This is a genomic window from Nocardia sp. BMG111209 (assembly GCF_000381925.1).
Taxonomy (GTDB): Bacteria; Actinomycetota; Actinomycetes; order Mycobacteriales; family Mycobacteriaceae; genus Nocardia.
The window spans coordinates 4,396,696-4,416,663 of the sequence record NZ_KB907307.1; the positions used below are offsets into that span (position 1 = coordinate 4,396,696).

Here is a 19,968-nt window from a genome sequence, read left to right on the forward strand (position 1 = left end):
CCCGGGACGCGGCGAGAATCGTTGCACAGCAAGCCGATCGACGGTGTCGGCCGGGGCGAACCGGCCGGCACCGGGAGCGATCACGCCAGGTCGTACCGGTCCAGGTTCGAGACCTTCACCCAGGCGTCGACGAAATCGTGCACGAACTTCTCGTGCGCGTCGTCGCTCGCGTAGACCTCCGCCAGCGCCCGCAGCTCGGAGTTCGAGCCGAAGACGAGGTCCACCCGGCTGCCGGTCCAGCGCACCGCGCCGGAGGCGTCCCGACCCTCGAACGTCTCCGCCTCGTCGGTGGCCGGCGTCCAGACCGTGCCCAGTTCGAGCAGGTTCACGAAGAAGTCGTTGGTCAGCGACTCCGGACGGTCGGTGAGGACACCCAGCACCGAGTTCTGGTAGTTCGCGCCGAGTACGCGCAGGCCGCCGATGAGGACGGTCAGCTCGGGAGCGCTCAGCGTGAGCAGGTTTGCCTTGTCGACCAGCAGGAATTCCGCGGGCAGGCGCTGGCCCTTGCCGAGGTAGTTGCGGAAACCGTCGGCGGCCGGCTCCAGCGCCGCGAAGGATTCGACGTCGGTCCACTCCTGGGTGGCGTCGGTGCGGCCCGGGGTGAACGGCACCTCGATCTCGAGACCCGCGTTGCGCGCGCCCTGTTCGACACCCGCTGCGCCGGCCAGCACGATCACATCGGCCAGCGAGACCTGCTTACCGGTGGCGGAGCTGTTGAACGCCTCCTGAATTCCCTCGAGCGTACGCAGCACGACGGCCAGCTGATCGGGTTCGTTGATCTCCCAGCTCGATTGCGGCTGCAACCGGAGTCGCGCACCGTTGGCCCCACCGCGCTTGTCACTGCCGCGGAAGGTCGAGGCCGACGCCCAGGCGGTCGAAACCAGCTGGGAGACAGTGAGTCCGGAGTCGAGGATGCTGCGCTTGAGCGCGGTCACGTCGTCCGCGCCGACCAGTTCGTGGTCCACCGCGGGTACCGGATCCTGCCACAGCAGTACCTCACTGGGCACCTCCGGGCCGAGATACCGTGCGAGCGGGCCCATATCGCGATGGATCAGCTTGAACCAGGCGCGGGCGAAGGCATCCGCCAGCTCCGCCGGGTTCTCGTGGAAACGCCGCGAGATCGGCTCGTAGATCGGGTCCTGCCGCAGCGCGAGGTCGGTCGTGAGCATCACCAGCGGATGCCGCTTCGACGAGTCGTGCGCGTCGGCGACGGTGGCCTCCGGATCGGTCGGGATCCACTGCCACGCGCCCGCCGGGCTCTTGGTCTGCTGCCACTCGTTGCCGAACAGGGTGTCGAAGAAGCTGTTGTCCCAGGTCGTCGGCGTGGGGGTCCAGGTGCCCTCCAGACCGCTGGTGATCGCGTCGGCGCCCTTACCGGTGCCGAACGCGTTCTTCCAGCCCAGGCCCTGCTCCTCGAGCGGCGCGGCCTCCGGCTCGGGACCGACCAGATCCGGATCACCGGCGCCGTGGGTCTTGCCGAACGAGTGGCCGCCCGCGATCAGCGCGACGGTCTCCTCGTCGTTCATCGCCATCCGGCGGAAGGTCTCCCGGATGTCGACGGCGGCGGCCAGCGGATCCGGAGTTCCGTTGGGGCCCTCCGGATTCACGTAGATCAGGCCCATCTGCACCGCGGCCAGCGGGTTCTCCAGATCGCGGTTGCCGGTGTAGCGCTCGTCGTCGAGCCAGCCGGTCTCCGGGCCCCAGTAGACGTCCTCCTCGGACTCCCACACGTCGGGGCGGCCGCCGGCGAAGCCGAAGGTCTGGAATCCCATGGACTCCAGGGCCACATTGCCGGTCAGCACCAGCAGGTCGGCCCAGGACAGGGCCTGGCCGTACTTCTTCTTGACCGGCCACAACAGGCGGCGGGCCTTGTCCAGGTTGCCGTTGTCGGGCCAGCTGTTCAGCGGCGCGAACCGCTGCTGCCCGGCGCCGGCGCCACCGCGGCCGTCGCTGATCCGGTAGGTGCCCGCGGCATGCCAGGCCATCCGGATCATCAGCGGGCCGTAGTGGCCGTAGTCGGCGGGCCACCAATCCTGCGAGGTGGTCAGCACCGCGGCGATGTCACTCTTCACCGCGGGCAGGTCCAGGCCGTTGAACGCTGCGGCGTAATCGAATTCGCCTCCGAGCGGATTCGCGACCACCGGATTCTTGGCCAGGATCTTCAGATTCAGCCGGTTCGGCCACCAGTTCTGATTGGCGCTGCCCTGGGCCGGGTACGGCGCGCGAGTGTGCGCGACCGGGCAGCCGCCCGAGCTCTCGGCCGGTCCCTCGGCGATGACATTGTGATCGGTGTTGCTCTCGGACAATGGAATTCCCTTTCACACACAGTGGATCAACGGCTGTCGGGAGTCGGCAGCAGAGCACAGTCGGGACACCGGCCCCAATAGATGACCTCGGCCTCGTCGATGGTGAAGCCGCTGCTGTCGGCGGCGGTCAGGCAGGGTGTCGCGCCGATCGCACAGTCGACATCGGCGATGGCGCCACACAAGCGGCACACGACATGGTGGTGGTTGTCCCCCACCCGGGTCTCGTACCGCGCCACGGAGCCCGTCGGCTGGATGCGGCGCAGCAGCCCGGCGCCGGTCAGCACCCGCAGTACGTCGTATACGGCCTGGTGGGACACCGTTTCCAGGGCCTCGCGGACGAGGCCGATGAGGGTGTCCGTATCGGAGTGCGGATGGTCGTGCGCCGCGGCCAGCACCGCCAGTCGCGGTGCTGTCACACGCAGAGCGGCCGCTCGGAGCATCCGCTCGAAGTCCGACACAGTGGACACATTCAGAAGTATGACTCATTCCAGACTGGGTGGGGCGGGATTCCGGCGAATCACCCCCCGCCGATAGGCTCGGCCCAGAGCATCCCACGAACGAAGGAGCGGCAAGCGTGGATCGCATCGGAGTCATCGGCGGCGGCACCATGGGGGCCGGAATCGCCGAGGTCGCGGCCCGGAACGGCGGTAGCGTGCTGGTCCTCGAGCGCGACCGGGAGGCCGCCGACGCGGCCGTCGCGCGGATCGAGACCTCCTTGGCGCGGGCCGTGAAGTCCGGCCGGCTGGAGCAGGCGGCGGCCGACGAGGCCCGCGGCCGGATCACCCTCACCACCACGATCGGCGATTTCGCCGATCGGGAACTGGTGGTCGAGGCGGCCCCCGAGATCGAGTCGCTGAAGACGGAGTTCTTCGCCGAACTCGACGCGCTGGTCTCGCCCGAGACCATCCTGGCCACGAACACCTCCTCGATCCCGGTGGTCCGGATCGCCAACGCCACCACCCGCCCCGAGCGGGTGCTCGGTATCCACTTCTTCAACCCGGTGCCGGTGCTGCCGCTGGTCGAGATCGTGGTCAGCCTGAAGACCGACCGCGCGGTCGCCGACCAGGCCACCGCGTGGGCCCGCGACACCCTCGGCAAGCGCACCATCGAATCCAAGGATCAGGCCGGTTTCATCGTCAACGCGCTGCTGATCCCCTACCTGTGCTCGGCGATCCGCATGCTGGAATCCGGCTTCGCCCGCCCCGAGGACATCGACGAGGGCATGGTGTCCGGCTGTGCCCATCCGATGGGCCCGCTGCGGCTCACCGACACCATCGGCCTCGACGTCACCCTCGCCGTCGCCGAATCGCTGTACGAGGAGTTCCGCGAGCCGCACTACGCACCGCCGGTGTTGTTGCGCCGCATGGTCGAATCCGGCTATCTGGGCCGGAAGACCAAGCGCGGGTTCTACACCTACTGATCCGCCGCCCGCCGCCACCGAATCCGCTCGCGCCGAACGGATTTTGTGGCGGCGGTGGCATCTCCGCAGGACGCCACGGGAACGCCTGTGAAGATCACCGAAACATTCCCCGGTACATCGGATTTCCGTAGACTCGTCACGAACTCCCGCCGCAGAAAGTCGTGACCGTGAATCGACATGCCCTCACCGCCGCGTTCGCCGGCACCCTGCTGCTGTCCGCGACCGGCGCCGCCGCCGGTGCGGCCATCCCGCTGGAGCCGAGCAGCACGCCGAACACCGAGGCGACCGCTGCGGCACCCGGCAAACCCACGGCCCAGGATGTGGTGAGCACCGGTTCGGCCGCCGGTCAGGCGTTCTGTGTCATCTCCGGCAGCGCGATCTCACTGCTCGGCAGCACCCACCTCACCTGCACTCCCTGACCCGCGTCACCGGTTGTCGGCGTTGCCGGCCTTCCACGCCGCCCAGGGAACGTTCCAGTCCCCGAGCCCGTCCACACCCGACAACGTGTCACCGGACGTGTTCCGCACGACGGCGACATCACCGCGTTTGGCGTTCTCGTAGACCCAGCGGGCATCCTCCGGGCTGAGATTCAGGCAGCCGTGGCTGGTGTCGTAGGAGCCCTGCGCACCCACCGACCACGGCGCCGAATGCATGAAGGTGCCGTTGTAGGACATGCGCGTGGCGTAGTCGACCGGCGTCCGATATCCGTCCGGGGAGTTCGACGGAACGCCGTAGGTCGACGAATCCATGATGATCTGCTCGTTCCGGTCGGCGATGATGTAGATGCCGTTCTCGGTGGGGGTCGAATCCTTGCCCATCGAGGTCGGCATGGTCCGGATCACCTGCCCGTTACGTTCCACCACAACGGTTTTGGTGGCATCGTCGGCATTGAAGAACGTGGCCTCGCCGACGGTGAAGGCGGAATGCAGGTCGCCGTCCACGACCACCCCCTCACCGAGACTCTTGCCGTAACCGTCCACATCGATGGTCACCCGTGTGCCCGGCGCCCAGTAATGCTCGGGCCGCCACCGCACCTCACGATTGTTGATCCAGTAGAAGGCCCCCTCCACCGGCGGCGTGGTGCTGATCTTCACCAGATCCTGCGCGGCCTTGCGATCCGGGACGTTCTCGTCGAACCGCAGCGCCACCGGCTGCCCCACCCCCACCACCTCCTCGTCACTGGGATCGAGGTACGGATGGGTCTTCACCCGCGGGGTGAGCGTGGCGAAATTCATATTCGCCGTGGCCTTACCCCCCAATCCCACCGCCTCGGCCTGCAACCGATAAGCGGTCGAGAAATCCAGGGGCGCAGTGATCTCCCAGCTGTGCCCGTCGGGCGTCAACTGCCCCGGCACCGCGGTCCCGTCCGCCGAGGTCAGACTGACCGACAGCAGCGTCCCGTCCTCCACCTGCACCTTGACCGGAACTCCCGGCGAAACCTCCAGGTCCCCGTCCCGAATGGCCACGGCGACCTTGGGTCTTATCTGTTCCAACGCGGAATGCACCTGCCCCGCCGGCGACGCGTCGTGCAGTCGGCCACACCCGACCGCAACCAGCCCCACCAGCGACACCGCGGTCAGCGACCCCACCACTCGCACCGACCGCCTACCTCCACAAATGCTCATATCAGCCCCGTTTCCATGTCTGATGTGCGACTCGGACCACTCCGGTCGCAGCTCGGGTCAGGGATCGGACGAGAGCACGCGCGCTGCGCTGATTTTGCCAGCCGATCAGCACGAAGAGGACAATCAGCCCGAACTGGGCCCACAACCGTTACTTCACACCCCCACACCCCCGCTGAGCAGGCGATTTCACGTTCGGCGCGAGAGCCTGTTATCGTTTCTTCCGCACCGGAAACGGTGCCGACACCAAGCGCCATTAGCTCAATTGGCAGAGCAGCTGACTCTTAATCAGCGGGTTCGGGGTTCGAGTCCCTGATGGCGCACTTAAATACCAGGTCAGGCTGGGTGTTGCAAATCGCGAAGTCCCAATTTCGGGCCAAATCCCAAAGATATTCCAAGAATTCGCGGCGACAGCTGCCCGATCACTCGGTTCTACCCAGGTCCTTCTTCAGAGCCGTCGACGAGTCCGGGGCGTGTTCCTCCGACGCGATGTAGTGGCTCGGTGACACCTCCCGTGAGTGACCCAGTCGCTCGGCCGCAGTCTTCGCATCCGACGCCTCGGCGATCAGAGTCACGACAGCAAAGCGACTCTGCGAAACCGGGGAAGACCAGAGTCTCCGGACATCCCGAGTGCGGTTTACGCGCCGACACCAACGCCCTGATCTTCAGCCCCGTCGCGATGCGATACGAGCCAAGGCTGTGGTTACTGCTGAGAACCGGATCCGTTCTTGCTCCAAGCGGACGTTGTCGCCGAACGTCTGCTCCACCAGGTCACGATACAATGCTCCTTCGACGCTGTTGAGGTTGGCGAATGCTCCGAAGGCTGGGGAAGGCTCACGTACCCAGCGGGATTCGTGGGAGAGCAGGGTCTGTCGGTCCATGAGTATCGATTCCAGGTGTGGAAACGGTTCGCGCAACTGGTTCAATATCGCGAAACCGTGCGTGTCGATGTCGCCCCAGTAATACAGGTGACGATCCGCGAGCCAGGAGAGTCCGGCGAGTCGGCTGACAGCATAGCCTTCACCGAACACTGCGAGGGTGTCCGGCAGTTGCGGAAGCGCCAGGTAGGTAGTCTCGTTTTCGACAACCAGGATGTTCGCAGCCCGCGGCGGGTTCGCGGCCAACTCGTCGGTGCGCACGGTCAGTTCACTGAAGCCCGCACCGATGTGGCATGGATCGAGTCGACGGAAACGGGAATAGCGGGGCTTGCGACGGAACCGGTATCGGCCAACGAAGTCCGACGGCGGGAAGGCGCTGTCGATACGTTCCGCCGGGAGGACGAGATCGAGCAGGCGGGCGAGTATCCGCTGATGCTGTTCCACAAATTTGGTGTCGACACCAGGCAGGTCCAGGTAACGCAGGTAGTCGCCAGGCTCAGCCTCGTCAGCGATCCAGTGCACTGTACTGAGCAGCAGCGGCCACTCCGCGATGCGGGTGAGGACGTCGTGGGGGTGCGACTGCATCCAGCCGACGAGTTCTGGTGCGACCGAATGTGTTCGGTCGAGCACGGCCGTGAAGGCTCGCACCTGCTCGGTGACGCCGAGCAGTGACCACAGCTGGTCCCAGGAGTCGACCCACGCTCGCTTGGGGATCTCGTTGGCACCAACCAGACGGCCACCGACCGACGCGAATTCGATCCGCAGTGACTTGTCCGGGTTGGACCAGCGCTGCGTCCACTCCTGCGCCGCGGCGAAGTTCGCGCCCAGATCCCGCGCGGCGGGCGCACGCAGTGGCACTCCGAGCGGGAGCAGGTCGTCGCCACGGGAATACGCACCGAGCAGTGCGCCGGATTCCCACCGCCGTCGCAGCCTCGCGACGACCTCCGAGCGAGTGGTCCACTCGGGCATCAGGTAGCCTCCGATATCGCTGATTCGGCCGCCAGATGGGCCAGCCGTCGCTGCCGGTACTCCTGGATGGTGAGGGTCTGAATCCGGGAATAGCCGCCGGACTTGTTGTCCACGAAACCAACCGCGGCGACGAACGGTTCGATGACATGGATCTTTTGCAACGGGGTCACGATCAGCAACTGCAGGCCGAGTCGGCCGAAGAGGTCGAGTCCGTAGCGGGTGGATTCGTCGGAGCCGCGGCCGAACGCCTCGTCGATGACGACGAAACGAAAGGTCCGCATGCTATCGGGACTGTCCAGCTTGAACTGGTAGGCCAGTGACGCAGCCAGGATCGTGTAGGCCAGCTTCTCCTTTTGACCACCGGACTTGCCATCGGAATCGGTGTAGTTCTCGTGCTCGCTGTCGTCCTCGCGGTTGCGTTCGGAGGCGGCGAATACGAACCAGTTCCGTACGTCGGTAACCCTTCGGGTCCAGGCCCGGTCGATATCGGTGTAGCCCTCGCGTCCACGGAATCGTTCGATCAACGCCTTGACCTGCAGGAACTTCTGCTCGGAATACTGGTCGTCGTCAGTGTTCAACGCGCCCGACGTGCACACGCGCAACTGAGTCTTGAAGTCGCGGACATCGAGGTTGTTGGTCTGCTGCGCCTCAAGACGGATGTAGCGGCCCGGGTTGTAGTCGATGTCGCGCAGCGAGCCGTTGATGATCGCGACCCGGTCCTTGATCTGGCTGGTCTGCTTCTCCAGCTGCGCGTGAAAACCGGCGATATCGCGAATCGTGTTGGTGTTCAGGTAGGTCTTGAAACGTTCCTCGAAGCGGGGCAGATCGTCACCGGCCAGGCGCTGATGCAATTCACGATAGCCGGCCGCTGAATCGATGGTGTTGTCGAGCTCCGTAGTCTCGAGCGGGTAGGCGTTGCGGAAGGTCGCCATCTTGGTGACCGCGCGGTTGGTTGCCGCCCGTTGCTCCTTGACGTGGGTCTCTGCGCGCTGGGCGAAGTCGGCAAGCAACCGGGTGTGGGCGGCGTCGCAGGCAGCAACGGTATCGAGCGGGAGGAGTTTGGTGGCGATGTCCAGTTCGCCGAAGACGAGACGGTGCTCGGCGCAGACAGGTTCCTCGAGCAGCGCCTCGATCGCGGAGAGCAGGTTCCGAGCGTCGGCGATCTCCTTATCAGTCACCGCGATCTGCCCGGTCAACCGGGCGGCCGTCTCGTCGGCGGCCGACAACTGTTTGCCGATCTCGATCAGCTGCTGGGAGATTCGGCGCAACTCCACCGACGACCTTTCCAACTCGGCGCGTTCGGCTTCCAGATCGGCGATCCGGCGTGCCGTTGCCTGCCAGTCGATCTCGGAGAACTCACGGAACAGGTCGATTTTTCCGAGTGCGGTCGCTGTGGCTTCGAGCTGAGACAGTTCCGTTTTCGATGCGGCCTGGGCTTTCGCGAGGCGTTGCCGCTCGCGTTCGAGGTCGGCGGCAGCGGCGAGCAGCGCGTCGATCTTGCCTTGATTGCTCCAGCCGAGCACGTAGTTGCGGCGGTCGCCGATCCGGAACCGGTCATCTTTCTCGTGGCGGCCACGGCCGCCTTTGATCTGGCCCGATTTGGTGATGGCCAGATGCGCGCGCCGGAACTCGGTCATGGTGTCGACACAGGAATAGTTGGCACGGTGCCTTAGCTCGCGATCGAGCCAGTCCTCGAACGGTGACTCCTTGATCTCCAGCTTCGTGAACAGCGCCTCGTCCTCGAGTGGGCCGGAGCGGTCGACGGGATTACCAGCGGCGATCTTGAAGTACACCACGCGGCCGCCGAGATGGTTGGTGTCGATCCAGTCCGACACCGCCGCATAGTGTTCGATAGAAACCAGCAGTGAGAGACCGAAGCCGTGCAGAAGGCGTTCAGCGGCGCCCTCCCATTCGCTGTGTTGAGTTCCGACCTGAATAAGCTCACCGGCATACGGCAACTCGGTTTCGGCGATACCGATCTCCTCGCACATCCGGTGCCGGAGTTCGAGCTGACGGGCCGGGATGTTGCTGGGACGTTCTCGCAGGCTGCGCAGCTCGGCGTTGACCTCCGACGACTCGTTGTCGACACCACGCAATTGGAATCCGATCTCCGACAGGCTGTTGTGGCAGTCGGCCTTCTTCGATTCGACTGTGGTGATCCGCTGACCCACCTCACGATGTCGCACCGCGAATTGCACCGCGTCAGAGACCGGTTCGAGCGCGGCGTCGGTGAGCAACCCGGCCAGCAGGCCGGCACGCTCGCGCTGTGTATCACGCTGCTCGTCGAAACGCTTAACCTCTCGGCCGATCTCGGCCAGCCGATTGCCGCCCAGTCCGGCCTGGTTGAGCTCGAGCCGCTTCTGGTCGGCTCGCAGCTCGTCGACTCGTTCCTTGGCAAGTTTCTGCTGGGATGTGAGGTCATCCAACTCGCGGCCGAGCACGTCCAGCATCGTGTCGAGCACCGCCTGTTTCCTGGCCGCCAGGTAGTACGGAAGGGCATCGCGCCGAGTGTGCAACTCCGCGATCGCCGCCGTCCTCTTGTCATACTCAGCGCAATCGGCGAGCAACGGATTCAACTGCGTCAGCTGTTCGCGCGCCCGCACCACCGCATCATGCGCCGCCGTCAGATCCTCGAAATGGGCGACCAAATCATCGATGGTCTTCGCTGCGTCGAACGGTTCGAGCATGTGGTGGCGCACGAACTCGTTCAGGTTGGCGACCGACTTCATCGAGATGGTCTGATGGAACAACTCCATCGCCTGCTCGGACTCGATACCCAGCAGCCGCCGGAAACACTTTCCGTAGGGAGGGAATCCGTCCTGCACGTCGGCCCCTGCCTTACGCAGACGACGTTTGAGGACAGCAACGTCAGTACCGAAATCCGCGAAATCACCCGTGATGCTCAGAGCCCGGCCGGCGGTGACGTAGAACCGATCCGGCTGCCCGGCCCGGCCCTGATCCTTGAACCAGAAAAACTGGGCAAGAGTAACTTTCGCTTCGGTCACCGGATCAGTGAAGACGGCCAGCAGCACCGAGAAGCTGCCCACCTTGCGCAGCGGCACCGGCTTGCTGGTGCCGGCCACCTCATCGCGTTCGGACTTGTAGTACCCGAGGACGTACGAGCGCAGATCGCGCTCGCGGGTGTCGGCGCCGGCCGCCTTGTTGTACGAGATGCGTTGCGCGGGAAGCAGCAACGTGGTGATGGCGTCGACGATCGTGGACTTTCCGGAGCCGATGTCACCGGTGAGCAGACCATTGCGGCAGCCCTGTTCGAACGACCACACTCGGTCGGTGAACGTACCCCAGTTGTAGACCTCGAGGCGGTCCAGACGGAAGCCGGCCTCCACATTCATTGCTGCTCCGTCCCTGCCAGGCTCGCCGCGTACTCGGCGAGGCGTTCCGCGAACTCCGACAGCCACTGGCCATCGACAAATGCCTTGAGAATGCGCCGGATCTCGAAACTCTGCTGATCCTTGAGCCGGCGCAAGAATCCCAGCTCGACCACCTTGTTGATGTGGGTGTCGATCTGCTCGACCAGCCGAGCCTCGTTACTGGACTCAGGCTGGAAGGTTCGGACGAGGTCGACGATCTGATCGCGAGTGAGCACGACCTTCACGTCCCCGTCACGGGCGTCGTGTTCGGCGAGCTTCTTGCGCAGCAGAGCCAGCAATAGGCTCACGTGGAACGACAGCGCTCGCCGTGGCACCAGCCGGGGGATCGCCGGTGCGTCCTCGGCGTCCAGTTCGGGATTCGACCGCAGGAACGCATAGCCCTCCGCCTCGTCCAGCACGACAGTGAGACCGATGACGCGGACGTAGTCGCGGACCTGTGCCTGCAGCGCCAGCAGCTGTTTCCACTGTTTGGCGTGGATGTCGCGGTAGAGGACGTCCCTCATCAGCTGGGTAACGACCAAGGACAAGTCCGGCTCTGCAGGTACGGTCACCGCCCAGCCTCTTCATCGGAGTTGTTGCGGACAAACAGTATTCGAGGAACCTCCGCGCGACGTTCCGCACCGTCCGGATCGCTCCAGCTCACGTGCTCACGTCGGCTCTCGTCATAGACGATGGCGAACATCGGATCCTCGAGTGACAAGTAAGTGACCAACTCGGCCACCCCCTGCCGGATCGGACGTTCGCGAACCAGCTCCGCCAAGCCGATCTGCGGACGCCGACGCAGCGCAGCCAGCACAGCCGCATACAGCGGTTCGGTGTCGACATAGACCTGCTCGAACAGCCGGGCCGCATCCACCTGCTCGTCGGCCGCGGCGATTCCCGCGCTCTGCAGCGGTTCGCGCTTGCTGACCCGATACAGCGGCCGTTCCATCGGCAGTGCCACTTCCGGTGCCGTGGCGTCAAGTTCAGTGGTCACCGCCGGATCTCGGATCTCACGTAGCTCCATCGCCTGCGCCTCGATACTGCGCAGGATATCCATGACCCGGCGATTCTCCAGCCAGACCTGGTCGTCGAGGAATCGGCGCAACTGTTCGGACAGTAACCGCACGGTGGCCTGGGTACGGCCACCGGCGTCGAGCCAGTCGTGGTGGATGTGGCGCATCCGCGGATCCGGGTCGCTGATCGCCTGCAGCTCCTGTACTCGCTCCAACAACTCGGCGAGTTCGCGTTGCCGTTCGTGCGAGAGCAGGAAGTCGTAGAACGCCTGGAAGCTGCGCCCCTGATCGGACTCGGCGATCGAGTCGCGGCTGCCGAGCATGTCATCGAGCAACTCGCCCTTCGCGCCCGACCAGGTGGCGATCCGGGCCCTCAGGTCCCGATCCAAACGCCGGAAGTTACTCTCCACCTGCCGGAAGTCGGCCAGCAACTCGCGCGCGGTGGCAGTGAACTGCTGATAGCGGTCACGCAGGGCCACCTCATCGAGCAGCGCGAGCCGGCCCTGTTCGGCCGCGGCGATCTCCGCATCGAGGAGATCGCGACGGCGGCGCAAATCGGCGATGCGGGCCAGTGGATCCGTCTCGGCACCGAACACCATCTGCCGCAACAACTCGAAGACCGTGTTCAGCCGCGACTCTGTACCGACAAAGGCCAGCTCCTCCAGCGACTTCACCCAGGCCAGCGCCTTCTCCACCGCCGGCGTGGCATCGAAATGCACCTCGTCCGAATCAGGCGGGTAATACTTGCGCAGCCAACCGGCCTCCGGTGCCGACCAATCGGTCAGATAGGCCGTCGGCGACTTGGGGAAAGCTCTCTCCCCCAGCCGCTCGTTGAGCACGCACAACGCGTCGTCGAGCCGCGACTCCAACTCCGCCGCCGAGATAGCGCGCACGTTCTCGTCCACGAAGACCGTGCCTAGGAAGGACAGGATCAGCGGGGCATTGTCGGCCCGCAACAACCGCCAGGCGGGATGCTGCCGCCGCAGTGATTCCAGCTGATCGAACTGCATGAGCGGGTCCTTCGAAAGGATCGGATGTCGGGGACCACGATAGCTACAGGGTCTGACTGACCAGAGATGTCGCGATGCCTTCCGCGCAGACAGCGGAGTGATGTTCCACTTCAATCGATACCTATCCGATTGTCAGCACGATCTGATAGTCTGATTGCATGATTTCTATGACCGCGACCGAGGCCGCGCGGAGTTTCTCCGCGGTCCTCGACATGGCGGCCCGGGGCGAGACGATCCAGGTCGTCCGCGGTGGCGAGCTGGTTGCCTCGATCGTCCCACCACACCGCCCCAACGGAGCCGCCATCCTCGACGCGTACGCCGCGCTCGAACCTGATCCAAGCTTTGCCGCGGACTTCGAAGACAACCGAAAGTGGATCAACCAGCCGACGGAGGCCCGCGACCCGTGGGACGAAGACTGATCCTCGACACCGGCGTACTCGTCGCGGCCGAGCGCGGCCGTATCGCCGTGCGCGACATCATCGACGCCGACGACGACACCGCGCTGTCGGTCATCACGGTGACCGAACTGCTCGTCGGCGTGCTCCGCGCGGACGACGAGCAGCGCGCAAAACGCCAGGCCGCACTCGACCGGGCGCGGGCGGTGTTCACAGTCATCGACTACACCCCGCCGATTGCCCAGAGTCACGCCGAACTGCTGGTCCACACCCGGGACGTCGGGCTGCCGCGCGGCTCGATGGACCTGATCATCGCCGCCACCGCTCGCGCCACCGGCCGCACTCTCGTCACACTCGACCGGAAGGCCACCTTCGGCGATCTCCCCGGCGTACAGGCGCTCGAACTCTGACCTCCGGTACACGCCACCGAGCACCCAACAGCTATCCAGACCCCTACACAGACTCGGCCCTCGCCAAAATTTCCCCAAAACTTCGGACGACGGTGGTGATTTCGGCACACAGAAATACTGTTCGGACAGGGAGCTTGTTCGCACCGACTCGAACCCCGAAACCCTACAACCAGGCCAATACCGGCCGCTGCCAGCACATAGACCAGAACTCTCTACCAGCGGGTTCGGGGTTCGAGTCCCTGATGGCGCACCCTTTTCCTTACCGCAATCAGACAGACCGTGGTTCGTGTTCTAGTGCCTCAGAACACGGTCCGGGTACTCCTCCCGTCGGCGGTTCTCCCGCATTTTCCGCTCTCCCGTCGACTATCGACGCCGAAACATCGGCCTCGGTGATGCCGCAGCGGCGGCTGCGTGGGGGCCGGTTGGCCGAGATGCCCGCCACGTCCCTGAGCCAGGTCCGGGTTGCGCTCGGCTCGGTGCTGGTCGACCACAATGGCCGCATCGCCGAACAGGCCGTGCTCCGATCTCTGGGCTGGACATCGGGGGGTGAGCGGTCGTGACCACACCGGTGACCGACGCCGAGTTGGATGCCGCCCGAATGTTGTTGGCGCGCATGGGAATCACTCCCGCGGATCTGCTGGATGTCCGTCCGGCGGCACCGACGTTCGCCGGGTACATCCCCGCGGTCCGGACCGGGTGGTGTCGGCGGCCACGCTGAAGACGTACAACACGCACTGGAACCGCCTCGAACGTGAGTGGGGTGCCCGCCCCATCGACGAACCGACCGTCGCCGATGTCACCGAGATCCGGGATGCGGCCCGCCGGGACGCCAAGCAGGATCGCAACGCCCGCGACGGCCGAGGAGCCGCCGAGTCCATGGTCAGCGCTGAGACTGCACCTCGAGACCGCCTGCCGCCGCGGCGGCGCACTGGCGTTACGTCCGGAAGACCTCGACCGGGACCAGTGCCTGATCTTCCTGCGCGAGAAAGGCAAAACCTCTCGGTGGCAACCGATCTCGCCGACACTGATGACCCACCTCGTCCACCACGCCCACACTCGCAACGCTGCCGAGGGTGAGCAGTTGCTGCGATATCGCAGCGGCAAACCGATCACCCGCCGCCGCTACGACGGTCTGTGGACCCGCATCGGACTGGAACTGCCCTGGGTGGAGAAACAACAGATCACCACCCACTGGCTACGGCACACCACCGCGACATGGGTTGAGCGCAACTTCGGATTCGCCGTCGCTCGCGCCTATGCCGGGCACGCCGAGAGCAAATCCGATGGCAGCACCGTCATTTACACGCTGGCCGCCACCGCCTGGTGAATCCAACTACGTACGAAGGACATTCGTCATGTTCGAATTGCCCGGCCACTTTCCTGTGCACCCCGCCCGTCCCGACATCACCCCGCCGGTCATGTGGCGGCCAGGTGTCCTCTCGCCGAGCCGCCGGAGTCGACGGCAAGCCATTGCGGTGGGATGGAGCTCGCGGATTATTTGTGAAATCCGTTGGGCAGCAACGATCGGCACCGCGCAAGTGCATGCGGCGATGATTCGCCGCAAGGCGCACCGGACCGGAGGTGTGCGATGAACCCGATCGGTGACGATATTCACCACGTGCTGGCCGTCGTGAACCGCTACCCGATTTCCTTCGGTATGGCCTCGTTCGCCGCGATCGCCATCGCGGTAGCCGTCTACCGGCTCGTCCGCACCGCAGCAAACCGGACAGGATGCAGCGCGGCTCTCACCGTTCGTGCGCGAACACATCAGCCTGGACGGGCACCGCCTTCCATCGGGTCAGTGTGTTCTCGTGGTCACACCCGATACGGCGCATCTCCCTCATGCTCGTCGTGGGGGAGGCGGTGGTGGTGGCGGGCTTCGCACCAGTAGGTGGCTGCGATCGTGGCCCATGCCAGGACCGCGGCGGCGGGCACGATCACGGTGGCGATCGCCAGGATCAGCATCGGTGCCCTCCGTTGTGCTGGTCGGGCAGCAGTGCGCCGTCCATGACCTCGGTCCACCAATGCTCGAGGGGGCTGGGGTCGGGCCAGCTCACCACCGGTGTCCCGGTCTCGGGGATGCCGATGAGGGTGTGCCGGTCGCTGCCGGTCGTGGCCTGGTCGGTGTTCACGAGAGCGATCCTCGGGTCTGCGGTCCCGCCGCGGTAACGGGCGGGAGGCCGGTAGTGGACATGCGCCCCCCGGGGGCCGGGGTGTCGGGCGAGCCGGGGAAGGGACCTGCAGGAAGAGGAGGAAAGCGGCTCGCCGGACACGTCCCGGCACCCCGGGGGTTGTGCGGCGACAAAAATGGTTGTGCGACAAGCGCTGTGGCCTCACCTCCTTCCGATCGGTGACGGAACGGTGATCGGCCCGGGGCACCCGCTCCGGTCACCGCGCGGCGCGTCGAGGGGTACACGCCGCGCGGGGGTACCGGTGCCGCGGGGCGCCCGGGGGGTCAGGCGCTGGTCAGTTGATGCTGCTGACCGGTGGTGGTGTGGTCGATGGTGATCTTGCGGGGTTTGGCCTTGTCGGCCACCGGGATCCGCACCCGCAGGACACCGTCGGTGTAGTCGGCGCGGACCTGTTCGGTGTCGAGGGTCTCGCCGAGGAACAACTGGCGGGAGAACACCCCGCGCGGGCGTTCGGCGGCGATCATCTGCCGGCCCGGATCGATATCGGGGCGCTCGGCGCGCACCGTCAGCACGTTGCGTTCCAGATCCAGATCCAGTGACCCGGGATCGATGCCGGGCAGATCCAGTTCGACGACGAACTCGTCGCCGTCGCGCCAGGCGTCCATCGGCATCACCGCCGGGCGGGCCGCAGTCCCCAGTACCTGCTGGGCGAAGCGATCCAGATCGCGGAATCCATCGGTGCGCATCAGCACGGTAGCCACCTCCACTCACTCCATTCTGTAGACGACGGTCGCGATAATCTGTTGTTGTCGCGATAGGTTTGTTTTAGCATTCGATGGAGGAGAGTGCAAGACGCTAGGGTAGGAAACCGATGAACGAATCGACACAACCCGATACCGGCGGCGACAGACCCTCCGACGGTCCAGCTCCGCAGCCGGAGGGCGCGGCGCGGCCGCTGCTGCCCGATCCCGGCCGCGGGGTGTACGGGATCTCGGTGGCTGCGTCGCTGGCCGGGATCAGTGTGCAGTCGCTGCGGGCGCTGGAACGCCACGGCCTGCTGGCCCCCGCACGCTCCGACGGTGGCACCCGCCGGTACTCCGGCGACGACCTCGCGCGCCTGCACCGCATCACCGCGCTGCAGGCGCAGGGGATCAACGTGGCCGGGATCGCCCGCATCCTCGACCTCGAAGACGTCAACACCGGCCTGGCCGCCGACAACGACCGGCTACGCGCCGACACCGGCCCGCGTGAGGTGCGTGAGGACCTCCGATGAGCCGGTGTGGGTCAGGTGGTGGGGTCGGGTGTTGGTGTCCTGGGAGCGCCAGCGCAGTACCCCGAACGCCTGCTCGGCGCTGATCCAGTACACGAACATCAGGATCCCTTTGGCCTGTTCGATCACCGCCCGTGCCGCGACCACCTCCGGCACCTCGTCGTCGAGGATCTCCCGGCGGTTGCGGTCCAGTTGTGCGGTGAGGTCCACGAAGCACCGCCTCGGTGGTCGGTTCCATCGCCACCGGCGGATACCCGTGCAGGCTCGCGACCTGCTCGGTGATCCGGCTCCTCGACCGCGGAAAGCTGACCCCGCGTGATAATCGCTGCCTTCCGCGTGATGACGCCAGCGATGGGTGGGTGACGCGTGCTGCTGGCCAGTTTCGCCGTAGCCACGCGAGCGGACCCCGCTATCAGCGGTGCGCCACGCCCAGACAGGCGCTGCCCCAACACCAGTAGCCGCGCTCGATCTCAGCCAGGTACTGGCTCAGGTCGAAGCGGACTTCCTCAACAACCCGGTCGTCGGCGCCGGGGTACATCAGATCGCTCCAGATGACAGTCTGGCCTCGGAGTTTGACCCGGACTTCGACTCCCGAGGAGCCGCTGGACGCTTCACCTTGCTCAGTTACCTGTACGGTCCGGGCTTGCTCAGTCGGATAGAGCGGTCCTCCCGGCCTGAGTAGCCGGCCCGGGTAGCCGCCGACTGCGCCGCTGTTGCTGCGGGCGATGAAGTCGAGGCCATCGACAAAGAGATACGTGTGCACGGCGCTGCAAATCGGTGCTCCGGGGCAGGCGCTGATCAGCAGCGTGCTCACTGAGGGGCAACCTGAACGACCGGTCAGGGTGTCGCGTACCACGCGCGGGGACCTACGAGGCATACGACCTTCGTGACGTCATGGAGCAGTTTAGATGCGCTCCGGCTATTCCGTCTGCGGCCGGTGCTGCGGGCTACTCGGATTCTCCACCGTCACCGGCACTTTCAACCGCACCGCCGCCGCCACCGTCATCGCCGGCACCGGTTGCCTGGCCACCCTCGCACTGCTGGACCACAGCCTCACCGGACCGGTCGCCGGTCCACTGATCACCCTCGCCGCCGGGGTCCTCACCGGCTCGGTCACCTCTCTCGCCGCCGCTGAACTGATCGGCATCCCCGAAATCCGTACCGCCCGAGCACTACTCACACGCTGACCGCACCAGAAGACAAACCTCGACCGCCCGACTGGACCCAACACGTCAGCCAGCCGAGTTTCCTTCCGGAAGCCCGCCCAATACCCGTCGTGTGCAGAGAACTTCGAACATCCGTGCAGACGACTTCAGAGATCGACGTAAGGCCTGGTCGCCCGGTCGGCCGAGTGTCGGAAAAACGTGTCGCCCGAGTGTGGTTGTCCAACAAGTCCTGTCGGCCCTTTCTCGTGCACTCACCGGCGTGACCGAGCTCGGTATCGCCGCGCAGCTGTCCCTCGACGGTGACATCCTCGATCCGGTCGGCGGGGGCGGTGCGCTCATCGGGTACGCGCGGGTGTCGACCCGGGACCAGAACCTCGACCGGCAGCACCGCACCCTGGAAGCCGCGGGCTGTCAGCGGGTATTCGCGGACAAGAAGTCCGGGAAAAACGCCGAGCGCGAGGAACTGTGGGCGTGCCTGGACTAGCTGCGCCCCGGCGACACCCTGGCCGTGACCGCGCTGGACCGGCTCGACCGGTCCGTGCAGGACCTGCTCTGGTGGCCGGACTTCGCTGCCGCACGAGGCCTTCGACACCACCACCCCGACGGCCGGCTGGTGTTTCATGTCTTCGCCGCGCTGACGGAGTTCATCTGGGAACCATCGTCCAGGGCGCCCACGAAGGTCTCGACGTCGCCCGCGCCCGCGGGCAGCGCCTCCGGCTGCGGCGTGGGTGTTGCTCGCACACCGCGCAGCAGTAGAGGTGTGGCCAGCATGGCGATCCCCGCAACCGCCAGCGCGGTGCGTACGCCGGTCGCGGAGGCGAGCACGCCGAACACCATCGTCAGGGCCGCGATGGACAGGTTGCTGGTCACCGACCACGAGGACAGGGTGCGCGCCGCGAGCTGCTTGGGGGTCTGTTCGAGGCGATAGGCGGCGAAGATCGGAATGAAGACACCGATGCTGGTGACCAGCCCGAACTGCACGGCGATGACGAGCGCGAGGCCGGGCACGCCGCGGGGGACGAAGGCCAGGCCGATGATCCAGAACGCGCGCAGCACGCCGGAGGCGATCATGACCCGGTGCCGGCCGAACCGCCGCGCGAGCGGGGCCGCGCTGCGGGCGCCGATCAGTCCGCCGACGCACGGTGCGGCGAAGGCCAGGCTGTACTGCCACGGCGCGAAGCCGAGCTGGCGGAGCATGAGCACGGCGATCAGCGGCTCGCCGGCCATGATGAGTCCGTTGCACAGATTCGAGTTGAACAGCAGCGGGCGCAGAGACGGATGAGACAGGATGTGCCGCCAGCCGTCGAGCAGATCCCCGACTCGCATCCCCGGCGTCACCGGATGGCCGGGGTGCGGTTCACCTGCACCGATCGCGGAGATGCCCAGCGCGGAGAACAGATAACTGATCGCGTCGACCGCCATGGTGACGACCGGGCCGAAGATCCCGATCGCCGCGCCGCCCAGCGGCGGACCGACGATCACCGAGGTCCAGTTGGTTGCCTCGAACCGCCCGGTCGCGACGATCAGATTCTGCTCGGGCACAAGCGTTTTCAGATAGGCGCCGCTGGCCGCGTTGAAGGCGATCTTGGCGGCGGCCACCAGCACCACCACGAGCAGCAGGTGGGTATAGGTCAGGATGCCCAGGACATAGGCGGCCGGGATGCTCGCCATCGCGGCGAAGCGGCCCACGTCCATCGCGATCATCACCGGACGCTTGCGACGCGCCTCCACCCAGGGCGCCAGCGGCACCGCCAGCACCGCACCCACGGCCAGCCCCGCCGCCGACAGGGCCGACACCGCCGCCGGTCCGGCGTGCAGCGCGAGTACGGCGACGATCGAAAATGCCCCGAGCCCGAACCCGGATCCGTAAGCGCCGGCCTGCTGGAGGTAATTGTCGCGCGAGCACGACGGGATCTGCTTGCAGGAGTACGGGATCAGGTCCCAGATGCTGCGGCCGGGACCGACCGGTTCCCGGTCCAGGAACACCGCGAGGCACCGACTCG

22 protein-coding genes and 1 tRNA gene are annotated in these 19,968 nt (G+C 65.9%); 10 read left to right on the forward strand and 13 right to left on the reverse strand.

Translation table 11 applies throughout. The annotated features are described in order from the left end of the window. Positions 1–80 precede the first annotated feature (80 nt). Positions 81–2,306: a catalase/peroxidase HPI gene (gene katG / locus G361_RS0120325; protein ID WP_019928945.1), complete on the reverse strand. Its 2,226-nt coding sequence runs from the start codon at positions 2,304–2,306 to the stop codon at positions 81–83. 26 nt (positions 2,307–2,332) lie between these two features. Beyond that, positions 2,333–2,773, reverse strand: coding sequence for a Fur family transcriptional regulator (locus G361_RS0120330; protein ID WP_026343284.1), 441 nt, complete (start codon positions 2,771–2,773; stop codon positions 2,333–2,335). Positions 2,774–2,880: 107 nt separating this feature from the next. Here G361_RS0120330 and G361_RS0120335 point away from each other — a divergent pair, with 107 nt between their 5' ends. Together G361_RS0120335 and G361_RS0120340 are read left to right on the forward strand one after the other, a co-directional pair. After that, complete coding sequence (locus tag G361_RS0120335) at positions 2,881–3,726, forward strand: 3-hydroxybutyryl-CoA dehydrogenase (RefSeq protein ID WP_019928947.1); 846 nt, start codon at positions 2,881–2,883, stop codon at positions 3,724–3,726. Positions 3,727–3,893: 167 nt separating this feature from the next. Beyond that, positions 3,894–4,145, forward strand: a complete 252-nt coding sequence (locus G361_RS0120340) for a hypothetical protein (RefSeq protein ID WP_155981513.1) — start codon at positions 3,894–3,896, stop codon at positions 4,143–4,145. Positions 4,146–4,151: 6 nt separating this feature from the next. Here G361_RS0120340 and G361_RS0120345 read toward each other — a convergent pair whose 3' ends face one another. After that, the gene (locus G361_RS0120345; protein WP_036494178.1) at positions 4,152–5,351 is read right to left on the reverse strand and encodes an Ig-like domain-containing protein; all 1,200 of its coding nucleotides are present in this window, start codon (positions 5,349–5,351) and stop codon (positions 4,152–4,154) included. Between the two features lie 247 nt (positions 5,352–5,598). Here G361_RS0120345 and G361_RS0120350 point away from each other — a divergent pair. Continuing rightward, a tRNA-Lys gene (locus G361_RS0120350) sits at positions 5,599–5,671 on the forward strand. Positions 5,672–6,013: 342 nt separating this feature from the next. Here the strand turns inward: G361_RS0120350 and G361_RS0120360 are convergent. Genes G361_RS0120360 through G361_RS0120375 form a run of 4 tightly spaced genes read right to left on the reverse strand, consistent with a single transcriptional unit; the run spans position 6,014 to position 12,592 of the window. Then, entirely contained in the window at positions 6,014–7,195 is a 1,182-nt protein-coding gene (locus tag G361_RS0120360; protein WP_019928951.1) for a Wadjet anti-phage system protein JetD domain-containing protein, read from the reverse strand. Next, positions 7,195–10,548 (reverse strand): ATP-binding protein, encoded by a 3,354-nt coding sequence (locus tag G361_RS0120365; protein ID WP_019928952.1) that lies wholly within the window; start codon positions 10,546–10,548, stop codon positions 7,195–7,197. The genes G361_RS0120360 and G361_RS0120365 overlap by 1 nt, the downstream gene beginning before the upstream one ends. Continuing rightward, positions 10,545–11,138, reverse strand: a complete 594-nt coding sequence (locus G361_RS0120370) for a DUF4194 domain-containing protein (protein ID WP_036494182.1) — start codon at positions 11,136–11,138, stop codon at positions 10,545–10,547. Before G361_RS0120370 ends, G361_RS0120365 begins: the two co-directional genes overlap by 4 nt. Next, the gene (locus tag G361_RS0120375; RefSeq protein WP_019928954.1) at positions 11,135–12,592 is read right to left on the reverse strand and encodes a DUF3375 domain-containing protein; all 1,458 of its coding nucleotides are present in this window, start codon (positions 12,590–12,592) and stop codon (positions 11,135–11,137) included. Before G361_RS0120375 ends, G361_RS0120370 begins: the two co-directional genes overlap by 4 nt. 167 nt (positions 12,593–12,759) lie before the next feature. On the opposite strand from G361_RS0120375, the gene G361_RS44225 reads away from it, so the two are divergent. The 4 genes from G361_RS44225 (at position 12,760) to G361_RS44235 (ending at position 14,724) form a co-directional block, all read left to right on the forward strand. Then, positions 12,760–13,011, forward strand: coding sequence for a type II toxin-antitoxin system Phd/YefM family antitoxin (locus tag G361_RS44225; RefSeq protein ID WP_155981514.1), 252 nt, complete (start codon positions 12,760–12,762; stop codon positions 13,009–13,011). After that, positions 12,996–13,397 carry a PIN domain-containing protein gene (locus G361_RS0120385; protein ID WP_019928956.1) on the forward strand — a complete coding sequence of 134 codons (402 nt, stop codon included), beginning with the start codon at positions 12,996–12,998 and terminating at the stop codon, positions 13,395–13,397. The genes G361_RS44225 and G361_RS0120385 overlap by 16 nt, the downstream gene beginning before the upstream one ends. 431 nt (positions 13,398–13,828) lie before the next feature. Next, positions 13,829–13,957, forward strand: a complete 129-nt coding sequence (locus G361_RS51475; protein WP_255359826.1) for a hypothetical protein — start codon at positions 13,829–13,831, stop codon at positions 13,955–13,957. 251 nt (positions 13,958–14,208) lie between these two features. Then, positions 14,209–14,724 carry a site-specific integrase gene (locus tag G361_RS44235; protein WP_196814515.1) on the forward strand — a complete coding sequence of 172 codons (516 nt, stop codon included), beginning with the start codon at positions 14,209–14,211 and terminating at the stop codon, positions 14,722–14,724. 488 nt (positions 14,725–15,212) lie between these two features. On the opposite strand, the gene G361_RS49580 is transcribed toward G361_RS44235, so the two are convergent. From G361_RS49580 to G361_RS0120415, 3 genes are all read right to left on the reverse strand, one after another. After that, positions 15,213–15,362 (reverse strand): hypothetical protein, encoded by a 150-nt coding sequence (locus tag G361_RS49580; protein WP_019928960.1) that lies wholly within the window; start codon positions 15,360–15,362, stop codon positions 15,213–15,215. Next, entirely contained in the window at positions 15,356–15,529 is a 174-nt protein-coding gene (locus G361_RS49585) for a hypothetical protein (protein WP_019928961.1), read from the reverse strand. Before G361_RS49585 ends, G361_RS49580 begins: the two co-directional genes overlap by 7 nt. Before the next feature lie 323 nt (positions 15,530–15,852). Beyond that, on the reverse strand, positions 15,853–16,296 hold the full coding sequence (locus tag G361_RS0120415) for an Hsp20/alpha crystallin family protein (protein WP_019928962.1): 444 nt from the start codon (positions 16,294–16,296) through the stop codon (positions 15,853–15,855). 104 nt (positions 16,297–16,400) lie between these two features. Here G361_RS0120415 and G361_RS44240 point away from each other — a divergent pair, with 104 nt between their 5' ends. After that, positions 16,401–16,802 (forward strand): MerR family transcriptional regulator, encoded by a 402-nt coding sequence (locus tag G361_RS44240; protein ID WP_019928963.1) that lies wholly within the window; start codon positions 16,401–16,403, stop codon positions 16,800–16,802. Here G361_RS44240 and G361_RS51020 read toward each other — a convergent pair. Both G361_RS51020 and G361_RS0120430 read right to left on the reverse strand, forming a co-directional pair. Then, entirely contained in the window at positions 16,755–17,009 is a 255-nt protein-coding gene (locus tag G361_RS51020; protein ID WP_019928964.1) for an ANTAR domain-containing protein, read from the reverse strand. The genes G361_RS44240 and G361_RS51020 overlap by 48 nt on opposite strands. 202 nt (positions 17,010–17,211) lie before the next feature. Beyond that, positions 17,212–17,613, reverse strand: a complete 402-nt coding sequence (locus G361_RS0120430; protein WP_155981515.1) for a hypothetical protein — start codon at positions 17,611–17,613, stop codon at positions 17,212–17,214. 94 nt (positions 17,614–17,707) lie between these two features. Here G361_RS0120430 and G361_RS0120435 point away from each other — a divergent pair, with 94 nt between their 5' ends. Together G361_RS0120435 and G361_RS50435 are read left to right on the forward strand one after the other, a co-directional pair. Then, positions 17,708–17,986, forward strand: coding sequence for a hypothetical protein (locus G361_RS0120435; RefSeq protein WP_019928966.1), 279 nt, complete (start codon positions 17,708–17,710; stop codon positions 17,984–17,986). Positions 17,987–18,224: 238 nt separating this feature from the next. Further along, on the forward strand, positions 18,225–18,449 hold the full coding sequence (locus tag G361_RS50435) for a recombinase family protein (protein WP_019928967.1): 225 nt from the start codon (positions 18,225–18,227) through the stop codon (positions 18,447–18,449). Positions 18,450–18,583: 134 nt separating this feature from the next. Here the strand turns inward: G361_RS50435 and G361_RS0120445 are convergent, their stop codons facing one another. Then, positions 18,584–19,951: an MFS transporter gene (locus G361_RS0120445; RefSeq protein WP_019928968.1), complete on the reverse strand. Its 1,368-nt coding sequence runs from the start codon at positions 19,949–19,951 to the stop codon at positions 18,584–18,586. Positions 19,952–19,968 lie beyond the last annotated feature (17 nt).

Coding starts and splice junctions, on each gene's coding strand:
- G361_RS0120360 (WP_019928951.1), bottom strand. CDS start 7,195: ATGCCCGAGTGGACCACTCGCTCGGAGGTCGTCGCGAGGCTGCGACGG.
- G361_RS0120435 (WP_019928966.1), top strand. CDS start 17,708: ATGCGCTCCGGCTATTCCGTCTGCGGCCGGTGCTGCGGGCTACTCGGA.
- G361_RS0120345 (WP_036494178.1), bottom strand. CDS start 5,351: ATGAGCATTTGTGGAGGTAGGCGGTCGGTGCGAGTGGTGGGGTCGCTG.
- G361_RS44235 (WP_196814515.1), top strand. CDS start 14,209: ATGCGGCCCGCCGGGACGCCAAGCAGGATCGCAACGCCCGCGACGGCC.
- G361_RS44240 (WP_019928963.1), top strand. CDS start 16,401: ATGAACGAATCGACACAACCCGATACCGGCGGCGACAGACCCTCCGAC.
- G361_RS0120365 (WP_019928952.1), bottom strand. CDS start 10,548: ATGAATGTGGAGGCCGGCTTCCGTCTGGACCGCCTCGAGGTCTACAAC.
- G361_RS44225 (WP_155981514.1), top strand. CDS start 12,760: ATGACCGCGACCGAGGCCGCGCGGAGTTTCTCCGCGGTCCTCGACATG.
- G361_RS49580 (WP_019928960.1), bottom strand. CDS start 15,362: ATGCTGATCCTGGCGATCGCCACCGTGATCGTGCCCGCCGCCGCGGTC.
- G361_RS51475 (WP_255359826.1), top strand. CDS start 13,829: ATGCCCGCCACGTCCCTGAGCCAGGTCCGGGTTGCGCTCGGCTCGGTG.
- G361_RS0120375 (WP_019928954.1), bottom strand. CDS start 12,592: ATGCAGTTCGATCAGCTGGAATCACTGCGGCGGCAGCATCCCGCCTGG.